Origin of the sequence: Microbispora sp. NPDC049125, assembly GCF_040802045.1 — a bacterium.
GTDB lineage: Bacteria > Actinomycetota > Actinomycetes > Streptosporangiales > Streptosporangiaceae > Microbispora.
The window spans coordinates 253,171-277,577 of the sequence record NZ_JBEZDW010000003.1 but is presented as its reverse complement, the minus strand read 5'-3'; the positions used below and the strand labels follow the sequence as shown (position 1 = coordinate 277,577).

Annotated in this window: 22 protein-coding genes; 6 read left to right on the top strand and 16 right to left on the bottom strand. The window is 72.4% G+C overall.

The genetic code is table 11. The features are described from left to right. The first annotated feature begins 208 nt into the window (after positions 1 to 208). The 6 genes from AB0B72_RS05500 (at position 209) to AB0B72_RS05475 (ending at position 7,329) form a co-directional block, all read left to right on the top strand. Entirely contained in the window at positions 209 to 1,228 is a 1,020-nt protein-coding gene (locus tag AB0B72_RS05500) for an ABC transporter permease (protein WP_367737103.1), read from the top strand. Positions 1,229 to 1,247: 19 nt separating this feature from the next. Beyond that, the gene (locus AB0B72_RS05495) at positions 1,248 to 3,038 is read left to right on the top strand and encodes an ABC transporter substrate-binding protein (RefSeq protein WP_367737102.1); all 1,791 of its coding nucleotides are present in this window, start codon (positions 1,248 to 1,250) and stop codon (positions 3,036 to 3,038) included. An 82-nt stretch (positions 3,039 to 3,120) separates the two neighbouring features. Then, complete coding sequence (locus tag AB0B72_RS05490; protein WP_367737101.1) at positions 3,121 to 4,101, top strand: ABC transporter permease; 981 nt, start codon at positions 3,121 to 3,123, stop codon at positions 4,099 to 4,101. 76 nt (positions 4,102 to 4,177) lie between these two features. Further along, entirely contained in the window at positions 4,178 to 5,239 is a 1,062-nt protein-coding gene (locus AB0B72_RS05485; protein WP_367737100.1) for an ABC transporter ATP-binding protein, read from the top strand. Beyond that, positions 5,236 to 6,267, top strand: a complete 1,032-nt coding sequence (locus AB0B72_RS05480; protein WP_367737099.1) for an ABC transporter ATP-binding protein — start codon at positions 5,236 to 5,238, stop codon at positions 6,265 to 6,267. Before AB0B72_RS05485 ends, AB0B72_RS05480 begins: the two co-directional genes overlap by 4 nt. 147 nt (positions 6,268 to 6,414) lie before the next feature. Continuing rightward, the gene (locus tag AB0B72_RS05475; RefSeq protein ID WP_367737098.1) at positions 6,415 to 7,329 is read left to right on the top strand and encodes a hypothetical protein; all 915 of its coding nucleotides are present in this window, start codon (positions 6,415 to 6,417) and stop codon (positions 7,327 to 7,329) included. 103 nt (positions 7,330 to 7,432) lie between these two features. On the opposite strand, the gene rpe is transcribed toward AB0B72_RS05475, so the two are convergent. The 16 genes from rpe to AB0B72_RS05395 all read right to left on the bottom strand — a co-directional run bounded on the left by rpe (position 7,433) and on the right by AB0B72_RS05395 (position 24,407). Beyond that, a complete protein-coding gene (gene rpe / locus AB0B72_RS05470) occupies positions 7,433 to 8,110 on the bottom strand; it encodes a ribulose-phosphate 3-epimerase (protein WP_367737096.1) in 678 nt (225 codons plus the stop codon). 86 nt (positions 8,111 to 8,196) lie between these two features. Next, positions 8,197 to 9,726, bottom strand: a complete 1,530-nt coding sequence (locus tag AB0B72_RS05465) for an RsmB/NOP family class I SAM-dependent RNA methyltransferase (protein WP_367737095.1) — start codon at positions 9,724 to 9,726, stop codon at positions 8,197 to 8,199. A 150-nt stretch (positions 9,727 to 9,876) separates the two neighbouring features. Beyond that, positions 9,877 to 10,806, bottom strand: coding sequence for a methionyl-tRNA formyltransferase (gene fmt, locus AB0B72_RS05460; protein WP_367737094.1), 930 nt, complete (start codon positions 10,804 to 10,806; stop codon positions 9,877 to 9,879). Then, entirely contained in the window at positions 10,806 to 11,354 is a 549-nt protein-coding gene (gene def, locus AB0B72_RS05455; protein ID WP_367737092.1) for a peptide deformylase, read from the bottom strand. The genes fmt and def overlap by 1 nt, the downstream gene beginning before the upstream one ends. Positions 11,355 to 11,396: 42 nt before the next feature. Then, positions 11,397 to 12,611, bottom strand: a complete 1,215-nt coding sequence (locus AB0B72_RS05450; protein WP_367737091.1) for a hypothetical protein — start codon at positions 12,609 to 12,611, stop codon at positions 11,397 to 11,399. 23 nt (positions 12,612 to 12,634) lie between these two features. Next, positions 12,635 to 14,302: a hypothetical protein gene (locus tag AB0B72_RS05445; RefSeq protein ID WP_367737090.1), complete on the bottom strand. Its 1,668-nt coding sequence runs from the start codon at positions 14,300 to 14,302 to the stop codon at positions 12,635 to 12,637. Between the two features lie 40 nt (positions 14,303 to 14,342). Further along, positions 14,343 to 16,751, bottom strand: coding sequence for a primosomal protein N' (locus AB0B72_RS05440; protein ID WP_367737177.1), 2,409 nt, complete (start codon positions 16,749 to 16,751; stop codon positions 14,343 to 14,345). 301 nt (positions 16,752 to 17,052) lie between these two features. Beyond that, on the bottom strand, positions 17,053 to 18,240 hold the full coding sequence (metK, locus tag AB0B72_RS05435; protein WP_367737089.1) for a methionine adenosyltransferase: 1,188 nt from the start codon (positions 18,238 to 18,240) through the stop codon (positions 17,053 to 17,055). Between the two features lie 197 nt (positions 18,241 to 18,437). Next, a complete protein-coding gene (locus AB0B72_RS05430) occupies positions 18,438 to 18,806 on the bottom strand; it encodes a hypothetical protein (protein WP_367737088.1) in 369 nt (122 codons plus the stop codon). Positions 18,807 to 18,899: 93 nt separating this feature from the next. Then, the gene (gene coaBC / locus AB0B72_RS05425; RefSeq protein WP_367737087.1) at positions 18,900 to 20,156 is read right to left on the bottom strand and encodes a bifunctional phosphopantothenoylcysteine decarboxylase/phosphopantothenate--cysteine ligase CoaBC; all 1,257 of its coding nucleotides are present in this window, start codon (positions 20,154 to 20,156) and stop codon (positions 18,900 to 18,902) included. 142 nt (positions 20,157 to 20,298) lie between these two features. Further along, positions 20,299 to 20,562 (bottom strand): DNA-directed RNA polymerase subunit omega, encoded by a 264-nt coding sequence (rpoZ, locus tag AB0B72_RS05420; RefSeq protein WP_367737086.1) that lies wholly within the window; start codon positions 20,560 to 20,562, stop codon positions 20,299 to 20,301. 13 nt (positions 20,563 to 20,575) lie between these two features. Further along, a complete protein-coding gene (gmk, locus tag AB0B72_RS05415) occupies positions 20,576 to 21,121 on the bottom strand; it encodes a guanylate kinase (protein ID WP_367737175.1) in 546 nt (181 codons plus the stop codon). A 139-nt stretch (positions 21,122 to 21,260) separates the two neighbouring features. After that, entirely contained in the window at positions 21,261 to 21,584 is a 324-nt protein-coding gene (mihF, locus tag AB0B72_RS05410) for an integration host factor, actinobacterial type (protein WP_204010346.1), read from the bottom strand. Between the two features lie 218 nt (positions 21,585 to 21,802). After that, a complete protein-coding gene (gene pyrF / locus AB0B72_RS05405; protein ID WP_367737085.1) occupies positions 21,803 to 22,501 on the bottom strand; it encodes an orotidine-5'-phosphate decarboxylase in 699 nt (232 codons plus the stop codon). Further along, positions 22,498 to 23,472: a dihydroorotate dehydrogenase gene (locus AB0B72_RS05400; protein ID WP_367737084.1), complete on the bottom strand. Its 975-nt coding sequence runs from the start codon at positions 23,470 to 23,472 to the stop codon at positions 22,498 to 22,500. Before AB0B72_RS05400 ends, pyrF begins: the two co-directional genes overlap by 4 nt. Positions 23,473 to 23,549: 77 nt before the next feature. Further along, positions 23,550 to 24,407 (bottom strand): dihydroorotate dehydrogenase electron transfer subunit, encoded by an 858-nt coding sequence (locus AB0B72_RS05395; protein ID WP_367737083.1) that lies wholly within the window; start codon positions 24,405 to 24,407, stop codon positions 23,550 to 23,552.

Here is a 24,407-nt window from a genome sequence, read left to right as displayed (position 1 = left end):
AAAACCCTTTATGTAATATGGAGTGTCTCTCTACGCAAACCGCAAGGTCAACGATGTTGCGGACACGAGGTGATTTACTTTGCACAACGAAGCAAGCAAGAACACCGATCCCTCACGGAAGTGATTGACCCCTGCGAAGTTACTTGCCAGGGTTCCCTATAGTCGGATCTCCTCCGATCGTTATTGGTCCATCCGGGAGCACCGCACCATGACGTTCCCCTCCTCGACCACGACCGACATCGCCGCGGACGCCCCTGACGCCGCGAGCCCTGCCGGATCGGGTCCCGCCATCGTCGGCCGCTCGCCGGGCCAGCTCATGTGGCGCCGCTTCCGGCGCGACAGGACCGGCGTCGTGTCGGCCATCATCGTGCTCGCGTTCTTCCTGGTGGCGCTCCTGGCCCCGGTCATCGCCGCGCTCTACGGCAAGGACCCGTACACCACGTACGGCCAGAACCAGCCGGGCCTGCTCAACCCCTACGGCTACCCGATCGCGCCCAACGGCGGGATCAGCGGCGACTTCTGGTTCGGGCTGGAACCCGGCCTGGGCCGTGACGTGTTCACCCAGCTCGTGTACGGCATCAGGACGTCGCTGAGCATCGCCGTCATCGTGACCGTGCTGTCCACGATCATCGGTGTCACGGCGGGCATCACCTCCGGCTACCTCGGCGGCAAGACCGACTACCTGATCGGCCGCGTCATCGACACGCTGCTCGCCTTCCCCTCCCAGCTGTTCCTGATCGTCTTCCTGCCCGTCGTCGAGGCGGCCATCGTGCTGCCCGAGGAGGAGACGCCCATCTGGCTGAGGTACGCCTCCATCTGCCTCGTGCTCACCGTGCTCGGCTGGGCGACGATCGCCCGGCTGCTGCGCGCGCAGGTGCTGTCCCTGCGGACCCGCGAGTTCATCGAGGCGGCGAAGGTGACGGGGGCCTCACCCGGCCGCGTCATCTTCAAGGAGCTGCTGCCCAACCTGTGGACCCCGATCATCATCCAGGCCACGCTCGCGCTGCCGCTGTACGTGGGCGCCGAGGCGGGCCTGGGCTTCCTGGGCGTCGGCATGACCGAGCCGACCCCCGACTGGGGCCGGATGTTCCAGGTCGGCGCCCAGGTCTACCACTCCGATGTGACTTATCTCCTGTTCCCCGGCGTGTCGATGTTGATCTTCGTGATCGCCTTCAACCTGCTCGGGGACTCGATTCGCGACGCCTTCGACCCCAAGACGAAGCGCTGACCCCCATAGGAAGGACCACATGAGATCGCATAACAGGCGATTCGCCTCGTTCACCGCCGTACTGGCGGTGGGAGCGCTGGCCCTGGCCGGCTGCGCCAAGGGCGGAGGCGGCGGCGCCCCCCAGGGCGAGACGGCCACCTCGCAGAAGCCCGTGGACAACAAGGCGGTCAGCGCGATCACGGTCGGCACGGCCCAGGACTCCACCGGCCCGGCCCCCGAGGTCCCAGGCGCCAAGCCGGGCGGCACGGTCAACATGATCGACCGCGACGACTTCAGCCACCTTGACCCGGGGCGGGTCTACCTCAACTACAACGCCTCGGTGTCGGCGCTGTTCACGCGCCAGCTCACCAATTACAAGAAGGACGACTCGGGCATCAAGCTCGTCGGCGACCTCGCCACGGACACGGGCTCGACCACCGACGGCGGCAAGACCTGGAAGTTCACGCTGAAGGACGGCCTGAAGTGGCAGGACGGCGCGCCGATCACCGCCGCCGACGTCAAGTACAGCTTCGAGCGCCTGTACGCCGACTTCATCACCGAGGGCCCGACGTACGCCCAGGCGTGGCTGGTCCCGGACGCCGCCAAGCCGTACCGCGACCAGTACAAGGGCCCGTACGACGGCAAGGAGCTCGACACCATCGAGACTCCGGACGACAAGACGGTGATCTTCCACCTCAACGCGGCGCACCCGGACTTCAACTTCACCGTGGCCATGACCGGCTACGGCGCGGTGCCGAAGGCGCACGACACCAAGCAGAAGTACGACAAGCAGCCGTTCTCCTCGGGGCCGTACCAGATCGTCAGCCACGTCACCGACAAGTCGCTGGACCTGGAGCGCAACCCGAACTGGGACAAGGCCACCGACCCGATCCGGCACGCGTACCCGGACAAGTTCCACATGGAGTTCGGCCTGCAGTCCCAGCAGACCACCGAGCGCTTCCTGGCCGACGCCGGCGGCGACAAGCAGGCGTTCACGTTCCACAACCCGGTGGCGCCCGAGCGCATCCAGGAGGTGCTGAACAACCCGGAGGCGATGAAGCGGTCGCTGCAGGGCCTGACGCCGTTCACCACCTTCTACAACATCAACACCAAGCGGGTCACCGACGTCAACGTCCGCAAGGCGATCAGCACCGCGTGGCCGTCCCAGCAGGTCCAGCAGCTCCAGGGCGGCGAGCTCGGCGCCGGTAAGATCGCGACGACCGTCATGAGCCCGACCGTCCTCGGTTACGAGGCCTTCGACCTGTACGGCAAGCTCAAGACGCCGCAGGGCGACCCGGAGGCGGCCAAGGCGCTGCTGGCCAAGTCGGGCACCCCGAACCCGACCGTCGTCTACGCCTACAACCAGACGCCGGTCCAGGAGAAGGTCACGATCGCCATCAAGGAGGCGCTCACCAAGGCCGGCTTCAAGGTGGTGGCCAAGCCGCTCAACCCGACGACGTTCTACGACGCCATCGGCCAGGTGGACAACAAGTACGACATCTACTGGGGCGGCTGGGCGGCCGACTGGCCGACCGGCTCGACCGCGATCCAGCCGCAGTTCGACGGCCGCCAGATCGCGGACGGCGCGGCGAACTACAGCCACCTGAACGTCCCCGAGATCAACGACGCCATCGACAAGGCCAACACCATCACCGACGCCGCCGAAGCGGGCAAGGCGTGGGCGGCGATCGACCGGCAGATCATGGACCAGGCGGCGATCGTGCCCGAGCACTACCAGACGTACTTCGGCCTCTACGGCTCCGGCCTCGGCGGCGTGAAGTTCGACCCGATCCAGGGCGAGCAGTCGGCCCTCGACATCTGGGTCAAGTAGCTCTCATCCGGGCCGCCGCTCCCACCTCGGTGGGGCGGCGGCCCCCGGCAAGTTCAGCCCACGCAGGAGCAAGTGCGAGATCATGACCAGCTTTCTGCTACGCCGCGTGCTCGGCGCACTCGTGATCCTTCTGATCATCAGTGCCGTCACGTTCTATCTCTTCTATGCCGTCCCCCGGGACCCCGCCCGAGCCTTCTGCGGCAAGATCTGCCGCCCGGAGACGCTCGCGCTGATCCGGCACAACCTGGGCATGGACGAGCCGCTGTTCGTGCAGTACTGGCACTGGCTGGCCGGCATCTTCACGGGCCGGGAGTTCGTCCAGTTCGGCGAATGCCCCGCCCCCTGCCTGGGCTACTCCTTCGCCACCCAGGAGCCGGTGTTCGGCGCCATCGTCGACCGGTTCCCGGTGACGCTGTCGCTCACCATCGGGGCGTCGGTGGTCATCTTGTCCTTCGGCATCCTGACCGGCATGCTCGCCGCGTGGAAGGCCGGCCGGCCGATCGACAAGATCGCCAGCAGCTCGTCGGTCATCGGGGCCTCGCTGCAGATCTACTTCGTGGGCCCGCTGCTCGCCTTCTACCTCGTCGACACGCTCGGGCTGATACCACGCCCGTCCTACGTGCCGTTCACCGAGGAGCCGCTGAGCTGGTTCACCCACCTGCTGCTCCCGTGGGTGGTGCTGTCGATCATCTTCACCGCCAACTACACCCGCATGACCCGCTCGCAGATGGTGGAGCAGCTCGCCGAGGACTACGTGCGCACCGCCCGGGCCAAGGGCATGTCGGGCCGGTCGGTGTTCTTCCGGTTCGCCTGGCGCGGGGCGATGATCCCCATCCTCACCATCTTCGGCGTGGACCTCGCCACCCTGCTCGGCGGAGCGATCATCACCGAGCAGACGTTCAGCCTCCACGGCATCGGCGAACTCGCCGTACGGGCCGTGCAGAACACCGACCTGCCGATGCTGCTCGGCGTGACCATCGTGGGCGCGGCCGCGATCGTCCTGCTCAACATCTTCGTGGACGTGCTCTACGCGTTCATCGACCCGCGCGTCCGACTGGGATGAGCCGCCGGGCCCGCCCGCAGTCGATCCGTACAGAACACGCCTCCGCGCCCGCGGGGGCGGGGAACAGGAGCAGTCAGTGACCACCGTGTCGTGGAGCGGCGAGCCGGGGACCTCGCGCGGCCCCGGGCCGTTCCTGTCCGTCCGCGACCTCACCGTCGAGTTCGGCACCGAGGACGGCGTCGTCCACGCCGTCGACGGCCTGTCCTTCGATCTGGAGAAGGGCACCACGCTCGGCATCGTGGGTGAGTCGGGGTCGGGCAAGTCGGTCACCAACCTCACGATCCTCGGCCTGCACGACCCCGTGCACACGAAGATCGGGGGCGAGATCTGGCTGGAGGACAAGGAGCTGATCTCGGCCGACCAGTCCGCGATGGAGAAGCTACGCGGCGACCGCGTCGCCATGATCTTCCAGGACCCGCTGACCTCGCTGTCCCCCTTCCACACCATCGGCAGGCAGATCTCCGAGGTGTACCGCAAGCACAAGGGCGCGAGCAAGAAGGAGGCCCGGGACCGGGCCGTCGAGATGCTCAAGCGCGTCGGCATCCCCCAGCCGGAGCGGCGGGTGGACAGCTATCCGCACGAGTTCTCGGGCGGCATGCGGCAGCGCGCCATGATCGCGATGGCGCTGGTCTGCGACCCCGATCTGCTGATCGCCGACGAGCCGACGACCGCACTGGACGTCACCGTGCAGGCGCAGATCCTCGACCTGCTCAAGGACCTGCAGCAGCAGTTCGGCACCGCCATCATCCTGATCACCCACGATCTCGGCGTGGTCGCCAACACGGCCGACGACGTCCTGGTGATGTACGCGGGCCGGGCGGTCGAGCGCGGGACCGTGCGCGAGGTGCTCCGGGAGCCGCGCCACCCCTACACCTGGGGCCTGCTCTCGTCGATGCCCCGGCTGACCGCCGACGTGAACGTCCCGCTGAAGCCCGTACGCGGCACTCCCCCGAGTCTGCTCAACCCGCCGTCCGGCTGCCCGTTCCACCCCCGGTGCGACTATCCCGAGCTGGCAGGGCCACAGCTGTGCTTCCACCAGCGTCCGGACGTCTCCCCGGAGACCGGTCACGGCGACGCCTGCTACCTCACCCTTGAGCAGAAGAAGGACCTCCGTACCCAGATCAAGGAACGCGCATGAACGAGAGCCTGCTGGAGCTCCAGGGCCTGGTCAAGCACTTCCCCGTCCGGGGCGGCGCGCTCATCAAGCACCAGGTCGGCAGCGTCCACGCGGTGGACGGGATCGACCTGTCGGTCGGCGAGGGCGAGACGGTCGGCCTCGTCGGCGAGTCGGGGTGCGGCAAGTCGACCACCGGCCGCCTCGCCGCCCGGCTGCTGGAGCCCACCTCCGGCAAGATCCTCTACCAGGGGCGTGACATCAGTCACAGCTCCCGGCGCGAGCTCAAGCCCATCCGGCCGGAGATCCAGATGATCTTCCAGGATCCGTACAGCTCGCTCAACCCCCGCCAGACGGTCGGCACGATCATCCGCGGCCCGATGCAGATCAACGGCATCGACCCGCCGGGCGGCTACAAGAAGCGGGCGCAGGAGCTTCTGGAGATCGTCGGGCTCAACCCGGAGCACTACAACCGCTTCCCCCACGAGTTCTCCGGAGGGCAGCGCCAGCGCATCGGCGTCGCCCGCGCGCTGGCCCTCAACCCCAAGCTGATCATCGCGGACGAGCCGGTGTCGGCGCTCGACGTGTCGATCCAGGCGCAGGTGGTCAACCTGCTGCAGCAGCTCCAGCGCGACCTCGGCATCGCGTTCCTGTTCATCGCCCACGACCTCGCCGTGGTCCGGCACTTCTCCGAGCGGGTCGCGGTGATGTACCTCGGCAAGATCGTGGAGGTCGGCGACCGGCAGTCGATCTACGAGCGGCCCCGGCATCCGTACACGCACGCCCTGCTGTCCGCCGTGCCGGACCCGGACCTGATGAGCGAGCCGAGGGAGCGGATCCGCCTCGCCGGCGACGTCCCCTCCCCCATCGACCCGCCGTCGGGCTGCCGGTTCAGGACGCGCTGCTGGAAGGCCCAGGACAAGTGCGCCACGGAGGTGCCGCCGCTGGTCCGGCTGAGCGGCAACCGCGAGGGTCACCTGACCGCCTGCCACTTCCCCGAGGCGCCGACGGTGCAGGGCGAGGACGTCGTGCTCGACCCCGCGCTGGCCTGACCCACATCCGGCGGGTGACGCCTCCGGGGGTAATCCCGGCGATCCTTCCGCGCGTCTTCACTGACCGTGAGGACTCCACGACCGCGATCCGTGACGGCGCGGCGCACGCGACGGGATCGGCGTCCGCTTCGCTGGTGGCAGCGGCCGGTGGCGAGATGGATCGGCGGCGCGGTCGCCACCCCCGTCCTCGTGGGGGTGCTGACGTGGATGATCCAGACCTCGCTCACTCCCGCGGCGGCACCCGGCGCCGGTCCCACGGCACGCGCGAGCGGCCCCTCCCCCGCGGTCTCCCCTCCCGTCTCCTCGCGGGTCTCCCCGTCGCCGCGGGCGAGCGCGTCCCGGTCGCCCGCGGTGCTGGTGGACATGGTCGAGCCGGAGAGGGTGTACGGCGTCCAGGGGGACACGTGGCTGCTGGCGGACCCGGCGTCCCTGTCCGCGGCGGCGCTCGCCGATCTGAACCGCAGACCCATGTGGTCCAGGAGTGAGGCCGCCTGGTTCCGCCGCCAGGGGGCCGTCGACCCTCTGCGGACGTACGCCAAGATCGTCCTGCGGGGCAACCGGGACGAGCGGGTCCGCGTGACGGGCATCCGGGCCGAGCCCCGCTGCACCCGGCCGCTCGACGGCGCCTTGTTCTTCAACCCGCCGGGGGGCGACGAACCGAGCATCCGCATCGGCTTCGACCTCGACTCGCCCGACCCGGCGGCCCGGCTGGTCGCGCACGGCGGCTGGAAGGGCGACTACTTCCGGTCGAAGACGATCTCGCTGGACCGCGGGGAGGACGTGGTGCTGGAGATGGTGGCCAGGACCGACGCGCACTACTGCGAGTTCACCCTCACCGTGCAGACGCTGACCGGCGGAGTGCAGGAGACGCTGCCTGTGGACGACCGGGGCCGGCCGTTCCGCGTGAGCGCGCTTCTCCTGGACGACGACGGCGGCAAGTGGGGCACGAGGACCAGCCGGTACCGCTCCCTGTACGTCGGCGGCTCCGGCGCGTTGGGCGCCGGCTACCAGGACTGGCGGCGGCAGGATCCGAAGGCGTACGAACGCGCCTCCGGCGGCTGACGGCCGGCGTCGTCTCCCGGGGCGGCACGCGCACCCGGCCTCGCCGCTCTTCCTGTCGCGTCCCACGCCAACCCGTGGCGCGATGCCGTGGTCCGCTCGCTGATCAGACTGAAGGCCCGCTTCCGGTCCGCTCTGCCAGAGCGCGCAGCTCGCGCACGGCCTTGGCGGGGTCGTCGGCCCCGTAGACGGCGTTGCCCGCGACGAACACGTCGGCCCCCGCCTCGGCGCAGCGCTCGATGGTCTCCGCGGACACGCCGCCGTCGACCTGGAGCCAGATCTCGCCGCCGTGCTTCTCGATCAGACCGCGTGCCCGGCTCACCTTCGGCAGCACCATGTCGAGGAAGCGCTGGCCGCCGAACCCGGGCTCGACGGTCATGACGAGCAGCATGTCGATCTCGGGCAGCAGGTCCTCGTAGCCCTCCACCGCGGTGGCCGGGTTCAGCGCCAGGCCCGCCCGCGCTCCCGCCGCGCGGATGGCCCGCAGCGTCCGGACGGCGGCCTTGGCCGCCTCCGCGTGGATCGTCACGCTGGCCGCGCCGGCCTCGGCGTACCCAGGGGCCCAGCGGTCCGGATCGGCGATCATGAGGTGGCAGTCGACGGGCGTGGTGGTCGTCTTGAGCAGCGACTCCACGACCGGCAGGCCGAGGGTCAGGTTCGGCACGAAGTGGTAGTCCATGACGTCGACGTGGAGCCAGTCGGCGACCCCCTCCACCCGGGCGGCCTCGTCGGCGAGGCGGGCGAAGTCGGCGGACAGGATGCTGGGCGAGATCTGTACGGCCATAGTGCCAGCAGTCTATTCACCGATCGGCCGCCGTCCGGCCCGGACCTGACCCGGCCCTGACCGGCCCCGGACCGGCCCCGGACCGGTCAGAGGCGGCGCAGCAGGGAGAGGAACATGGCGTCGGTGCCGTGCCGGTGCGGCCAGAACTGGGCGTAGGGGCCGTCCCCCAGCCCCGGCACCTCGGGCAGGTACTCGCGGGCGTCCAGCGCCTCGGCCCTGATCGCCTCGTCACCGGCCCCGCGACTCACCACGTCGTCCACCACGGCCCGGGTCTCTGCCAGGTGCGGCGAGCAGGTCACGTACGCGACGACGCCGCCGGGCCGTACGGCCTCCAGCGCCGAGTCGAGCAACCGGCGCTGCAGCGCGGCCAGCTCCGGGACGCTGCGGGGGTCGCGCCGCCAGCGCGCCTCGGGACGCCTGCGCAGGGCGCCGAGGCCCGTGCAGGGAGCGTCGAGCATCACCCGGTCGAAGACGCCGGGCCGCCACGGCGGCTCGGTCGCGTCCGCCGTCACCACGGCGGCCTCCTTGGTGGCCCCCCAGACCAGCCGGGCGCGGTGGTACTGCAGATCGGACGCGAGCAGGTGGGCACCCGCCTGGACGGCGAGCGCGTCGAGCAGGCCCGCCTTGCCTCCCGGACCGGCGCACATGTCCAGCCAGCGGCCGTCCCCGGCCAGCGGCACGCGGGTCAGGGCGAGCGCGACGAGCTGGCTCGCCTCGTCCTGAACGGCGGCCCTCGCCTCGCCGACGGCGCGCAGGGCCCCGGGGTCCCCCTCGGTCAGGTAGGCCGCGTACGGCGAGTAGGAGGCCCGCTCGGCGCCCGCCTCGACGAGCTCCTCGACCGAGGCGCGGCCGGGCCGGGCGACCAGGGCCACCCGAGGCCGCTCGTTGTCGGCTTCGAGAAGGGCGGCGGTCTCGTCCCAGTCGCCGCCGAGCGCGTCGCGCAGGGCGCTGACGATCCAGCGCGGGTGGCTGTAGGAGACGGAGAGGTTGCCCACCGGGTCCTCGTCCCGGGGCGGGGCGACGATGGGCAGCCACTCCTCCACCGTCCGGCCGGCGATCTTGCGGAGCACGGCGTTGGCGTAACGGGAGGGGCCGGGGCCCACGCGGAGCCGTACGAGGTCGATGGTGGCGCTGACCGCCGCGTGCGGGGGGATGCGCGTGCGCAGGAGCTGGTGGACGCCGAGCCGGATCGCGTCGAGCAGCGGCGGGTCCACCTCCTCGGGCGGGCGGTCGCTGCAGGCGGCGATGATCTCGTCGTAGGTGCCGAGCCCGCGCAGCGTGCCGTAGGCGAGCTCGGTGGCGAGCGCGGCGTCCCGGCCCGCGATCCCGCGCTGGCGCAGCAGCGTCGGCATCAGCAGGTTCGCGTACGCGTCGCGCTCGTCGACGGCCCTCATCAGGTCGTAGGCGGCGTTGCGCGCCTCATCGCGCGTGGGCCTGCCCCGGCCGCCCTGTCCACCCTGGCCCGGGCCACCCTGGCCGCCGCGCTGGCTTCCGCCGCGACGCCCGTCGCCCCGCCCGCCGGCACGGCCGCCGCCCGACGCGCCGCCAGAACCCGCGCCACGGCCACCGGGCCGGCCGCCCGCCCCGCCGTGGAGCCGCTCCCCCCGATTGCTCATCCGTCCCGCTTTCGGCTAGTTCGCCGGCGGGCACCCGTACCCGCCCTCGCCGGCGCGGTCCCCCAGCTTAGTGACCCTCGCCGCCACCCGCGCACCCCCGCAGACCCGGCACCATGGAGGGAGCCCTGGGTTTACGAACGGCGCTGCGCGTCAGGAGAAGGCGTCGCCGGCGGCGAAGCGGACGCCCCGGGCCCAGTCGCCGGCCGGCATCGGCCGCTTGCCCTGCGGCTGCGCCTCGCCCAGCTCCACCGGGTGGGTGCCGGTGCCCACGAGGACGGCGCCCTTGGTGGCGGCGATCTCGCCGGGGGCGAGCCCGCCGGCCTCGGGAGCCGGCCGTACCGGGCCGAGCTTGACCCGCCGGCCGGCGAACTCGGTCCACGCGCCGGGGGCGGGAGTGCAGGCGCGGATCAGCCGGTCCACCCGCATGGCGGGGGCCGTCCAGTCGACCCGGGCGTCCTCGACCTCGATCTTCGGCGCGAGGGTGACCCCCTCGGCCGGCTGCGGGCGGGCCTCCAGCGTGCCGTCCTCCACGCCGTCGAGGGTGGCCAGAAGCAGCCCGGCCCCCGACTCGGCGAGCCTGCCCAGCAGGGTGCCGCTGGTGTCGTCCGCGCGTATCTCCTCGGTGACCACGCCGAAGACGGGCCCCGCGTCGAGCTCCTTGACGATGCGGAACGTCGAGGCGCCGGTGATCTCGTCGCCGCGCAGCACGGCGTGCTGGACCGGCGCCGCCCCCCGCCAGGCGGGTAGCAGCGAGAAGTGCAGGTTGATCCACCCCTGCGGCGGGATGTCCAGAGCGGCCTGCGGCAGCAGCGCCCCGTACGCCACGACGGGGCAGCAGTCCGGCTTGATCACCTGGAGGCGGTCGAGGAACACCGGGTCGCCGGCCTTCGCCGGTCTGAGCACCTCGATGCCGGACTCCTCCGCGAGCTGGGCCACCGGGCTGGGGTGGACCTTCCGCCCCCGGCCGGACTGCGCGTCGGGCCGGGTGACGACGGCCGCCACCTCGTGCCGGGGCGAGTCCAGCAGGGCGCGCAGCGACGGGAGCGCGGTTTCCGGGGTGCCGGCGAAGACCAGGCGCACTACAGGGCCCTCCCGTGGGTGGCGTGCGGGGACAGCTTGACCGCCGGAGCCGACAGGCCGCTCCACTCGGCCTCCCGGATGGCCTTCATGGCGAGCTTGCGCTGCTTGACGTCCATCCGGTCGATGAACAGCACGCCGTCCAGGTGGTCGGTCTCGTGCTGGAAGCAGCGGGCCATGATGTCGGTGCCCTCCAGCGTGACCGGCTCGCCGTACATGTCGAAGCCCTTGGCCACGGCCCGGATGGCGCGGGGAGTCGGGTAGGTCAGCCCGGGGAAGGACAGGCAGCCCTCCTCCCCCTCCTCGTCGAGCTCGTCGGACAGGTCGAGGTCGGGGTTGATCAGGTGCCCGAGCTGCTCGTCGACGTAGTAGGTGAAGACCCGCAGGCCGACGCCGATCTGGGGAGCCGCCAGGCCCGCGCCGGGGGCGTCCATCATCGTGTCGGTCAGGTCTTTGACGAGCTTGCGCAGCTCCTTGTCGAAGTCGACCACCGGCTCCGCCGGCGTGCGCAACACCGGGTCGCCGAACAGGCGGATCGGCTGAATGGCCAACGTGGAACTCCGTTCACGTCACGTGGAGGGGATCACCACAGTCTACGTTCGGGAGCGGGCCTTCATCGCCGTCTTTCTGGCCGTCTTGGCGATCACCGGGTCGGGGTGGTGCCTGCCGAGCATCTCCAGCACGGCGAGCGCGTCGGGGTGGTCGGCCCGGCTCATCTCGGGGACCAGCGCGATCAGGTCCTCCCCCAGGATGTCCAGGTGCGCGACGGAGTCGACCGGGGCGCCGATGTAGAGCAGGGCCGCCAGGGTGTCCACGGCCACCCAGGCCCCGTCGCCCTCGCCCAAAGCCGGGGCCTCCAGGTCCCGCACGCCCAGCCACGCGGCGGCGTACCGCCACATCATCGGCTCGTCGAGCGCCTCGCGCACGGCCTGCTCGGCCTCGGGGCCCAGCTCCTCCAGGACGGTCCCGGCCGTGCCGCGCTGCGCCGCGTTGCCGGAGGCGGCGATCTTGATGAGCTCGCGGGCCGCGTCCTCGGGCACCCGCCGCTCCAGCCACAGGGTGGCGGCGCTGGCGGAGGCCCTGCCCGACAGCATGGCGTCGATCAGCTCGGCCGCCCCCAGCTCGGCGAACGCGGCGACCTCGCTCAGGGAGGGCGCGTCGTGGCCCTCACGGAGCAGGTCGCGGCGTACGGCCCACACCCCGGGCGGGGTGAGCCTGACGAGGTCGCCGGAAAGCTCGATCAGCCCGCAGTACTCCAGCAGCCTCATGGCCTCGGCCAGCTCGCCGGGGAGGGTCATCCGCAGCCGCCGCAGCTCGGGCTGGCGGGCCTCGCAGCCGACCTCGTGGGCCTGGAGGATGCCGCCGGCCAGCGAGACCAGCGACATGCCCTCCTTCACGCTGTAGATGGTGGCGAGGATCTCGGTCAGGTGCTCGTCGACGACGGCGGAGCCCGTCAGGCCCTCCTCCGTGCGGTCGAGCACGTCCATGACCACGCCGTCCCAGAAGTCCATCAGGTCGTCGGTGCCTGGGCCGGGGCGGGCGCCTTCGAGCGTGACCTCGATGAGGCGGCCGTTGACCGCGACGACCCACAGCAGGCGCAGCCGCGAGGCCTCGATCTCCAGCTCGGCGGCGGCGGCGAGGCCGTCCGCCTCGGTCAGCAGGCCCTCCTCGGTGACCTCCCGGACACCCGTCCATCCGGCCAGGCGCTCGGCGTCCCGTACGAGGGGGACCGAGCGCACCGCGTCGACCAGCTCCTCGTCGCGGACGAGCTCGACCGGCGGAAATGTGAGGACGTCGCTGTCGGCCATTCCAGCAACTTACTCCACACCAGTCACCTGATGCCCCTCGAACGTGCCTTGAAGGCGGCTTTCCGGGCGGCCTTGGCGGCGGCCTGGTCGGCGAGCGCGCCGCCGAGCAGCTCCAGAACCTCGACCACATCGGGGTGGTCGACCCGCCACATGTCCTCGATGAGGTGAGCCGGGGGCCCGGAGGCCGCGATGTTCTCCGCGAAGCCCTCCGGGTCGGCCTCCGCCGCGGGAAGGGCGAGCGCCAGCATGTCGACGCTGAGCCACAGCACCTCCTCCGGGGTCAGCGCGGGCGCGTCCAGCCCCCGGGAGGACAGCCAGTGGATGACGTGCGGCCGCAGCTCCGCGTCGCCGAGATAGGACCGTACGGCGGGGGCGGCCTCCGGCCCCAGCCTGTCCACGATCGTGACGGCCACCCCGCGCACCTCGGCCGGCGCCCCCGCCACGGCGGTCAGCAGCTCCGCCACGGCCTCCTCGGGGGTGCGCCGGGACAGCCAGGCGGCGATGTCCCGCTCGGCCGCCTCCGCCGCGAGCCCGTCGCCGATCAGGCCGGCGATCAGCCCGCTCGCGTCGCCCTCCGCGAGGTCCGGGGCGAGGGGGGCGTCCATGCCCATCGCCGCGTACGCCTCGCGAAGCCCCCACAGCCCGTGCGGGGTGAGGGACACGCCGTCCTCGGTCCTCTGGACCGTTCCCGCGTACGTAAGCCCGCCGAGCGCCTCGTCGAGCCGCCCCACCTGGCGGCCCGCGGCGACCTCCCGCAGATACTCGGCGAACGCCTCCACCGGCACGGGCGACTGGAGGCGGTAGAGCAGGTCGTGGATCGAGGAGATCTCGTCGTCGACCACGTCCTCACCGGTGACGGCCACCGGCGAGTCGATCAGGAACTCCAGCGTCCCCGCCCACAGGTCGAGCACCTCCTCGTCGGCGCGCAGGGCCAGCGGGCCGAAATCGTCGCCCGCCACGACCGCCGTGCCGTCCAGCCGGGCCAGGCCCAGCTCCAGGGCGAGCCGCCAGGCGAGCGCCGGGCGCTCGATGCCCAGCTCCGCGGACATCGCACGGGCGTCCCTCACCCGCAGCGCCCTGCGGACGGTCGTCGAGCGGCCCCCCTCGGCCATCCAGGCGGCCACCCGGTGGGCGTCGTGGAGCAGCGGCACCTCCCGCGCGGCGCGCGCCACCTCCTCCTGCGGCACGAGCCGCACGGCGGGCAGGGGCGCGCATCCGGGGCAGTCGCAGTCGTCCGCGTCCTCGCCGGACGCCCGCTGGGGCGTCCCGTCCTCGGAGAGCTCCAGCGAGTCGGGCCCGATCGCGCTGAACAGGCTCTTGGCCATGCCGAACTTCGTCGTGTCGGCCAGCGCGCGGGGCATCTCCGGCTCGATCTCCTCGATCGTCGCCAGCATCCGGGCGGCGGTCTTGCTGCCGATCTCGCCTGTGTCCAGCAGGAAGCCGACCAGCGTGCGCGCCGCGGCGACGGTCTCCGCCGCGCTCTCCGGCGGGGCGATGACCTTCCGCGGGTAGATCTCCAGCAGCAGCTCCTCGAACGTGCCCGGCCGGAAGTCGCCGAGCTCGTTGACCTCCAGATAGTCGCTGGCGTAGTCGCAGAGCAGCCGCACCTCGTCGACGTCGACCTCGACGTCCTTCTCGCGCCCCCAGGCGCGAAGGCCGTCGATGGCCCGGTTCACCCATTCGATCGACACAGGGAGACGCTAACGGGTTACTAACAGCATCGCGAATCGGTCAGATGAGGTCGAGCGGATCAATGCTCACTCTCACCACGTCAGCCGCCTTGCGCGCCGACCGGACTCCCCCGGCGCCCTTCAGCGCACGCGCGAGCGCCGGGCCGCCGAACCTGGGCACGCGGATCATGGCGCGCTCCTGCCCGCCCTCCACCGGTACGGGCCCGAGAACCTGCGCGCCTCCGGGGAGGTCGGTGTCCGCCAGCATCTCCCGCACGGCCGCACCCGTCCCGGTCAGCGTCGCCATCCGCACGGCGGGGGGGAAGCCGAGCTCGGTCCTGTCGTCGAGCTCCCGCTCGGCGAAGGTGACCGGGTCCCAGCGCAGCAGCGCCTGAACGGCGGGCATCGCGGCGTCCGCCAGCACGACGAGGTCGGCCGCCGGCCGCAGCAGGGCCGCGGCGTTCATCCAGCGCCGCAGCGTCTCCTCCGCCGCGCGCAGGTCCGGGCGGCCGAGCAGCGCCCACCCGTCGAGCAGCACGGCCGCGGCGTAGCCGTCCTCGGGGACGGGCTCGGCGCCGGGCGTCGCCACGACGAGCGCGGGGGCGCGGCCGACGGTGGCGAGCACGCCGTCGCGGCCGGAGGTCCGCACGGCCACCGACGGGAAGGCCCGGCCGAGCTCCTCCGCGGTGCGGCGCGCGCCGACCACCATGGCCCGGACCCGCCTGCCGCCGCAGGACGGGCAGCGCCAGTCGCCGGCGATCCGACCGCACCAGCGGCAGTACGGCACGGCGTGGCCGCCGCGCAGCGCCAGCGGCCCCGAACAGACGGGCGGCGCGTCCGCCGCGGGCGGGCGCGGCATCGCGGCGGCGGCCCCCGGCGGCCCGGCGGCAGGCGCCGGGAGGGCCCTGGACACGCCGTGGTGCGGGCCGGGGCCGGGGGCGGGGCCGTGGTGCGGGCCGGGGGCGTGGTGCGGGCCGAGGCCGGGGGCGGGGGCGGGGGCGGGGGCGGGGGCGATCCGCACCGGAGGAAGGCCGGAGCACCGGGCGGGGGCACGGCAGTGCTGGCAGGCGAGCGCCGGGAGGTAGCCCCTGCGCGGCACCTGGACGAGCACCGGCCCGTGCTCCAGGCCCTGCCGCAGAGTGCGCCACGCGAGGCTGGGGAGCCGGGCCGCGCGGGCCGCCTGATCGCGCGCGAGCTCGGAGTCGTCGCCGGCGGGATGGACCCTGGGCGCCCTGGCCCGCACCGCGTCCCGCCCTGGGACGAGCGGGCCGGCCCAGCCGCTCTCGATCAGCGCGGTGGCCTCCGCCGTCCGGGCGTAGCCGCCGACCAGCAGGCCGGCCTCCGCCCTGAACGCCCGCAGCGCCAGCACCTCGCGCACGTGCGGGTACGGCGCGTGCCGCTCGGCGTGCAGATCGTCCCCGTCGTCCCAGACGACGGCCAGCCCGAGGTCCGCGACCGGGGCGAAGGCGGCCGGACGGTTGCCGACCACGACCCTGACCTCACCGCGCAACGCCTTGAGCCAGCGCCGGTAGCGCTCGGCCGGACCGAGATCGGCGGTGATCGCCACATGGGGCGTCTGCCCCAGCGCGCCGACGACCAGCGCCACGTCCTTGCCGTCGGGCACGACCACGACGGAGCCCCGGCCGCCGGCCAGCGCCGCCCGCACGGCCGCGACGATCGCGTGGGGCCAGGTGGGGCCCATGGCGTCCGTCCCGGGAAGGGCCGTCCACACCGCGCGAGGCGACCTTCCCCCGGCCAGCTCCTCCAGGAACGACGCCCCGGTGGGATACGCCCTCCAGACCGCGCGGCCGGCAACGGCGAGCGCGGGGCCGGGGGCCACGTGGCGCTCCGGCGCGCCGTCCCCGGCCGCTTCACCGTCTTCGGTCGCTTCGCTGTCTGCGGCCGCTTCACCGTCTTCGGTCGCTTCGCTGTCTGCGGCCGCTTCACCGTCCTCGGCGGCTTCACTGCGGACGTCGTCCGCGCGCGCCGAACCGCCGGCCGCGCCGCCCAGAGCGCCGTCCGGCACATCGCGATCGGGACCGCCGGCCAGACCATGCTCGGGCACGCCACCCCAGGCCCCCTCGGCCGCGTCGCCTCCCGGGCTTCCGGTACGGCGGGCGGGGGACCGCGCCTCGGCCTCGACCCGGGCGTGACGGGGCGGCACGGCAAGCCGCAGGACGTCGGACATCGTCCCGGCGTAGCGGTCGGCCACCGCCCTGGCCAGGCCGGCGATCTCAGGAGTGAGGACCGCCTCAGGCGAGATCACCCTCTCCAGGAAGGCCAGCCTCCCCTGGTGCGCGCTCTCGGCGACCCGCTCCAGCAGGAACCCGTCGGCGAGCTGCCCCGCGAAGCGCACCCGCACGCGGCAGCCCGGCACCGCCTCCGCGTCCATCGTCGTAGGGACGAGGTAGTCGAACGGCCGGTCGAGATGGGGCAGCGGGATGTCCACCACGACCCGCGCGACCGGCAGGCTCTCCGCCGCCTCGCGGGCCCCCTTCCGCGCGCCGCCCCGCGACCGCCCGGACGCCGCCTCACGGGCCGCCGCTCCCCGGGCCGCCGGCCCCCGGACCGCCGCTCCCCGGACCGGGGGCGGCGCCGGGATGAGGGCCTCCTGCGGGTGCGCGCCCGCGGCGCCTTCGGATGCGGCGGACGAGATGGACTCGGTCACGTCTACGTCCTATCAGACCCGGGCGACGGGAATCGCACGTCCGGGCATGCGTACGGCGCCCGCCGCGAGGGGGCGCCGTACGGAGGCGAGCAGCGGCAGGCCGTCAGAAACCGGCGGCCGTGCGCAGGGCGTCGGCCCGGTCGGTCGACTCCCATGAGACGCCCTCACGGCCGAAGTGGCCGTAGGCGGCGGTCTCGGAGTAGATGGGACGCAGCAGGTCCAGGTCGCGGATGATCGCGGCCGGGCGCAGGTCGAACACCTGCAGCACCGCGTCCTGGATCTTCTCCACCGTCACCTTCTCGGTCCCGAAGGTCTCGACGAACAACCCCACCGGCTGCGCCTTGCCGATGGCGTAGGCCACCTGGACCTCGCACCGGTCGGCCAGGCCGGCCGCCACGACGTTCTTGGCCACCCACCGCATGGCGTAGGCCGCCGACCGGTCGACCTTCGACGGGTCCTTGCCGGAGAAGGCGCCCCCACCGTGGCGGGCCATGCCGCCGTAGGTGTCGATGATGATCTTGCGGCCGGTCAGGCCAGCGTCGCCCATCGGGCCGCCGATCTCGAACCGGCCCGTCGGGTTGACCAGCAGCCGGTAGCCCTCGGTCTCCAGCTCCAGATCCGCCAGCACCGGCTCCACCACGTGCTCACGGATGTCGGGCGCCAGCATCTGCAGCAGGTCGATCTCGGGGGCGTGCTGGGTGGACACCACCACCGTGTCGAGACGGATCGGCGTGTCCCCGTCGTACTCGATGGTGACCTGCGTCTTGCCGTCCGGCCGCAGATACGGGACGGTGCCGTTCTTGCGGACCTCCGACAGCCGGCGGGCCATCCGGTGCGCCAAGGTGATCGGCAGGGGCATCAGCTCAGGGGTCTCACGGCAGGCGTAGCCGAACATCAGGCCCTGGTCTCCGGCGCCCTGACGGTCGAAGTCGTCGGCGCCCTCGCCCGCGCGGTGCTCGTAGGCGTCGTCGACACCCTGGGCGATGTCCGGCGACTGCGCGCCGATCGACACCGACACCCCGCACGAGGCGCCGTCGAAGCCCTTGTGGGACGCGTCGTAGCCGATCTCTAGGATCTTCTCGCGAATCAGAGCGGGGATGTCGACGTAGGTCTCCGTCGTCACCTCGCCCGCGACGTGGACCTGGCCAGTGGTGATCAACGTCTCGACGGCGACCCGGCTTTTGGGGTCGTCCTTGAGCATGGCGTCGAGGATCGCGTCACTGATCTGGTCTGCGATCTTGTCCGGGTGGCCCTCGGTGACCGACTCGGAGGTGAACAGGCGACGGGACAACTCAGGGCTCCTCATGCAGCGGCTGCTGACGTCCAGAAATGACCGCCGATAGAGCCCTATCGGTGGTCACTCCGATGCTCAGGCGAGTCTAGCCGCACCAGGTGCGGCACCGCGAAGTCCGTCCGGATGCCGGAAACCCCGGAAAACGCTCCAGGGCCTGCCGATCCGGCCGTGGGGACGGCCCCGGAGGCGGCGGATCAGAGATCCGGTAACGGATCACGGGGGAGATCGCCCGGCGAGAACGCCTCGGCGTCGGCCGCCGCGACCACCGCGACGTACTCGTCGTCGACCTCCAGGACCATCCCGCCGATCTCGATCCTCGGCCCCGCGCCGAACTCGACAGGCCCCAGCCGCGTGCGGCGCGGGTACGTCGCCCACACCGCCGACGGCTCGTCGCGACTGAACATCTTGATCGACAACAGCGTGATCGACCGGTCCGTGACGACGACCAGGAAGCCCATGGTGGCGGGAGGCGGCAGCGACAGGGCCGGGAACACGTAGCGGATGTCCTCACCCGGGCCGAGCATCGCCCGGCAGCGCTGCCTGATCGCGGCGGACACCGGCATGGCGATCGCTCCCTCGCACGCACTACCCCACTGACGGCCGCAACGGCCGGGCGCGGCATCCCACCGGACGTCCACGGCACGACATGCGGGCAGTCAGGAGAGGCGGGCCGCCACCAGGTCCCACACTACGTCGGCGAGATCCTCTTTGGGACCCCGCGGAATCTCCACGGAGCCGCCCTCGGCCGTGAGCACGACGGCGGCGTTGTCGGGGGTGCCGAAGGCGAGGCCGTGCCCCACCTGGTTGACGACGAGCAGGTCGCAGCCCTTGCGCTCCAGCTTGGCTCGGCCGTTGGCCAGCACGTCGTCGGTCTCCGCGGCGAAGCCCACGATCACCCGGGGGTACGGCGGCGCGACGCCCTCGGAGGCGCCCCGGCCTGCCGCCCGTTCCGCGTCCCCGTACGGCTCCCGCCTCGCCCGGCGGATCTCTCCCAGCTCGGCGAGCACGTCCGGGTTCCGCGTCAGATGGATGGCGTCCGGCTCGGCCGCCGACTTCTTGATCTTCGTATCGCTCGTCCGCACGGGACGGAAGTCGGCGACGGCGGCGGCCATGACGACGGCGTCGGCATGGCCTGCGGCGGCGAGCACGGCCTCACGGAGCCGGCGCGCCGAGTCGACCCGCACCACCTTCGCCCCCGCGGGGTCGGGCAGCGCCACGTTGGCCGACACGAGCGTCACCTCGGCGCCCCGCGCGACCGCCGTACGAGCGAGGGCGTAGCCCTGCAGGCCGGACGAGTGGTTGCCGATGAACCGGACCGGGTCGATCGCCTCGCGGGTGCCGCCGGCGGAGACCACCACGTGCCGGCCCGCGAGGTCGGCGCCGCGGCCGGCCAGCACCCGGCGGCAGACCTCGAAGATCTCGGCGGGGTCGGGCAGGCGCCCGGGGCCGGTGTCGGCGCCGGTCAGCCGGCCCACGGCCGGCTCGATCACGATGGAACCGCGCTCCCGCAGGGTGGCCACGTTCGCCCGGGTGGCCGGGTGGTCCCACATCTCCGTGTGCATCGCGGGGGCGAACACCACCGGGCACCGGGCGGTCAGCAGCGTGTTGGTGAGCAGGTCGCCCGCGAGACCACCGGCCGCCCGGGCCAGCACGTCGGCGGTGGCGGGCGCGACGACCACGAGGTCGGCGTGCTGGCCGATGCGGACGTGCGGCACCTCGTGGACGGACTCCCACACCTCTGAGGTGACCGGGTTGCCCGACAGGGCGGCCCAGGTCGGCTCGCCGACGAACCGGAGGGCGTCACGCGTCGGCACGACCCGCACGTCGTGCCCGGACTCGGTGAACAGGCGCAGCAGCTCGCAGGACTTGTAGGCGGCGATGCCGGCGCCCACTCCCAGGACGACCGAGGTCACCGTCAGTGCTCCGCGACCCGGGGAACCGCCCGGGCCGCCGGGACCTCACCGGCCGCCCCGCGCACCGGCGTCACGGCGGATACGACGTCGCACGGGCCCCAGGGCGCCCGGAGCCGCAACGGCGGGACGAGCGCCACGGCTGTCAGCCCTCGATGGGCTCGGAGGACAGCAGGCCCTCGGCGACCTCGCGCAGCGCGATGGACAGCGGCTTCTCCTGGGCGTGGGTCTCCACAAGGGGACCGACGTACTCCAGCAGGCCCTCGCCGAGCTGGGAGTAGTAGGCGTTGATCTGGCGCGCCCGCTTCGCACCCATGATCACGAGGCTGTACTTGCTGTCGACGATGTCGAGAAGCGAGTCGATCGACGGGTTGGTGATGCCCTCGGCATATGCGGCGTTGCTTGCCACGTCGTTGATTCCCCTAGCTAGGTGAGTTTCCCATCAAGGTTATCAGCCGGAGGCACACGTCCTTGACGGACGTGTTGACGATGGTGAGGTCGAATTCCTTCTCCGCCGCCATCTCGACCTGGCCGACCTCGAGGCGGCGGGCGATGACGTCGGGAGGCTCGGTGCCCCGTCCGCGCAGCCGCCGCTCCAGCTCCTCCCAGCTCGGGGGGGCGAGGAAGACGAGCAGCGCGGCGGGCATGGTGGAACGCACCTGCCGCGCGCCCTGAAGATCGATCTCAAGCAGCGTGGGCACGCCGGCGGCCAGCCTGTCCAGCACGGGCCTTCTGGGCGTGCCGTACCGGTTGCCGGCGAACTCGGCCCACTCCAGGAGCTCTCCCGAGGAGATCAGCCGGTCGAACTCGGCGTCGTCGGCGAAGAAGTACTCAACGCCGTGCGTCTCCCCCGGGCGGGGTCTCCTGGTTGTCACCGAGACCGACAGCCACACCTCTGGGTGGGACCGCCGGAGCTCGGCGACGACCGTGGACTTCCCGACACCCGACGGACCGGAAAGGACCGTCAGGCGCCGGCTGCGAGGCGCGGAGTCACCGCCGTGCGCCCCGGACCCGCTGGAAGCGTCTGCCTCGTGGGCCCGATCTCCAGCGGACCAGGACGTGTCGGTCACTCCGTACCCCCGTGTACGTGCTCGTGCGTCGCCGAGATCAGCTCTCGGCGCCGCCGAACTCCCGCTCAAGGGAGGCACGCTGGTTGGCACCGAGACCCCGCACGCGGCGGGACTCGGCGATACCGAGCTTCTCCATGAGCTGCTTGGCGCGGACCTTGCCGACGCCAGGGAGCGACTCCAGCAGAGCCGAGACCTTCATCTTGCCGATGACGTCGTCGGTCTGCCCATCCTTCAGCACCTCAGCCAGAGAAACCCCGCCGTGCTTGAGCCGGTTCTTGACCTCGGCACGCTCCTTGCGTGCCTTGGCGGCCTTCTCAAGTGCTGCGGCGCGCTGCTCGGGGGTCAGGGGAGGAAGAGCCACGCCGGGTCACCTCGAATTTCTTGTCGATGTACTCGGACGGGAGGGGAAACTAGCTGGTCTATGCCCCATCAGGCAACGTCAAGACTTGTTTCTCTGACTACAAAATTGATTTTACTACTTTTGGTAATGGAAAAGTTACTCTTTGTCGATCAAAACGGCCTCATCAGCGATGCGACCCCGATAACGCTTGGTGACGACCGGCGCCGCCCCGAAGGCCCTCAGGCGCTCACACGGCGCAGCGCGGCGGCGATCGCGGCGGCCGCGGCGCCCGGGTCCGGGGCGCCCGTGATGGGCCGCCCGATCACGAGGAGATCGGCCCCCTGGCTGATCGCGTCCTCCGGAGTCGCCACCCTCGCCTGGTCCTGCGTGTCGCCTCCCGGGAGCCGCACGCCCGGGGTGATGAGCATGACCCCCGGGCCGACCTCCGCCCGTACGGCGGCCACCTCGCGGGGCGAGCAGACGAGCGCCTGCGCCCCCGCCCCGACCGCCAGAGCGGCCATACGGCGGACGGCCTGGTCGGGTGGTCCCTGGATGCCGATCCCGGCGAGATCGGCCTCTGAGAGGGACGTCAGGAGCGTCACGGCGGCTATGCGCGCCTGCGGGGCCGCCTCCACGGCCGCCCGGATCATCGCGGGCCCGCCCGCGGCGTGGACCGTCAGGATCGTCGGCTTGAGCCGCGCCACCGCGCGGGCGGCGGCCGCGACCGTGTTCGGGATGTCGTGGAGCTTCAGGTCGAGGAAGACGTTCACACCGCTCGCGCCGCGCACGGACGCGATCACGTCGGGCCCGTAGCGCAGGTACAGCTCCAGCCCGACCTTGACGGTGGAGACGTGCGGCGTCACCAGGGCCGCCCATCGGGCCGCGGTCTCCAGATCAGGTGCGTCCAGGGCGACGGCGATGGGAGCGGGCGTGGTCACAGGGAACTCTCCTCGAGATCGGTTCTGGTGCGGGGCTGCGCCCCCATGGGCCGGTGGGCGAGCCCTACGGCGTCGGCCAGCCGGTCGAACCCGCGCTCGGCGAGGAGCTCCTCGAGCTCCCGCAGGATGCGCGGGCAGGCATACGGGTCGTGGAACAGCGCGGTGCCGACGGCGACGGCGCACGCGCCCGCCAAGATGAGCTCCAGCGCGTCCCTGCCGGTCGCCACGCCGCCCATCCCGATGATCGGGACCCCCGGGAGCGCGGCGTGGACCTGCCACACGCAGCGCACCGCCAGGGGCCGTACGGCGGGGCCGGACAGGCCCCCCGTGCCCGCGGCGAGCGACGGGCGCATGGTGTCGATGTCGATGCTCATGCCGACCGGCGTGTTGATCATCGCGAGGGCGTCGGCGCCGCCGTCCACGCACGCGCGCGCCACGGCGACCACGTCCGCCACGTCCGGCGACAGCTTGGCGATCACCGGGACGTCGTAGCGCGTCGCGGCGCGGACCGACGCCACCACCTCGGCCGCCGCCGACCCGTCACGGGCGAACACCCGGCCCCGGTCCTCGACGTTCGGGCACGACAGGTTGACCTCCACGGCCGTGATCCCGGCCACGTCGGCGAGCCGCCGCGACAGCGCCGTGTACTCGGCGACCGTGCCGCCGCCGATCGACACGGCGGTCCGCGCCCCCCGCTCCGCCAGCCAGGGCAGCTCACGTTCGAGGAACGCGTCGACTCCGGGGCCCTGCAGCCCCACCGCGTTCAGCAGGCCCGACGGCGTCTCCGCCATCCGCGGCGTCGGCCGCCCGGCGCGCGGCGCCATCGTGATCGACCGCGTGACGAACGCCCCCAGCCGGGTGACGTCGAAGAACTGGGCCAGCTCGCGGCCCGTCCCCCCGCACCCGGACGCGGTCAGCACCGGGTTGGGCAACTCCACGTGCGCGAGATACGTCCGCAGGTCAGCGCTCATGGCCTCGCTCCCAGCCCGCTCGCCCGCCCCGCAGTACGGCCCCTCCGGGCCTGCGCCGCCGACCAGGACGCTCCGGCTCAGGCATGCCGTCCACCGGGGGCGCCGAAGGCGTCGAACGGGATCGTCCCGACGTCGTCGAACCGGACCCGCTCCCCGCGGAAGGCCGGGCCCTCGGTGCACGCCCGGACCATCCGCGTCACGCCGTCGTCACCGATCACCGGCAGCACGCACGTCATGCAGACGCCGATGCCGCAGGCCATCGACTCCTCCACGGCCACCTGCACGGGAATGCCGAAGTCGACGGCGACCGCGGTGACCCCCCGCAGCGTCTCCATCGGCCCGCACGCGTACACCACGTCGGCCCGCGCGTCGGCGATCACGCCGGGCAGCACGTCGGTCACCGAGCCCCGCATGCCGAGCGACCCGTCCTCGGTGGTCAGCGTCGTCGTCTCGCCCATCCTGCGGGCCCGCAGCGCACCGAAGACCCGGTCGGCGCTGGGGGCCCCCAGCACGAAGTCGATCCGGCAGCCGCGCCGCTGCAGGGCGTCGGCCAGCGCGAACAGCGACGCCGAGCCGTACTCGCCGCCGACCAGCACGCACGTGCACGGATCGCGGGGCAGCGGGAAGGGACGGCCCAGCGGGCCCACCAGGTCGAGGGTGTCCCGCACGCGCAGGTCGGCCAGCCAGGCCGTTCCCGCGCCGCGCACGCTGAAGACCAGCTCCACCGTGCCACCGTAGTCCGGCTTCACCTCGTGGATCGCGAAAGCCCGCCGCGTGAGCATCGACGTGTTGTGCCCTCCCACGGCGACCGTGACGAAGTTGCCGGGCCGGGTGCGGTCGGCGATGCCCGGCGCGACGACGGTGAGCGCATGGTAGGCGTCCACCCGGCGCGTCGTCAGCACCGTGCCGGTCACCTGCACCGGGCTGGCGGCCAC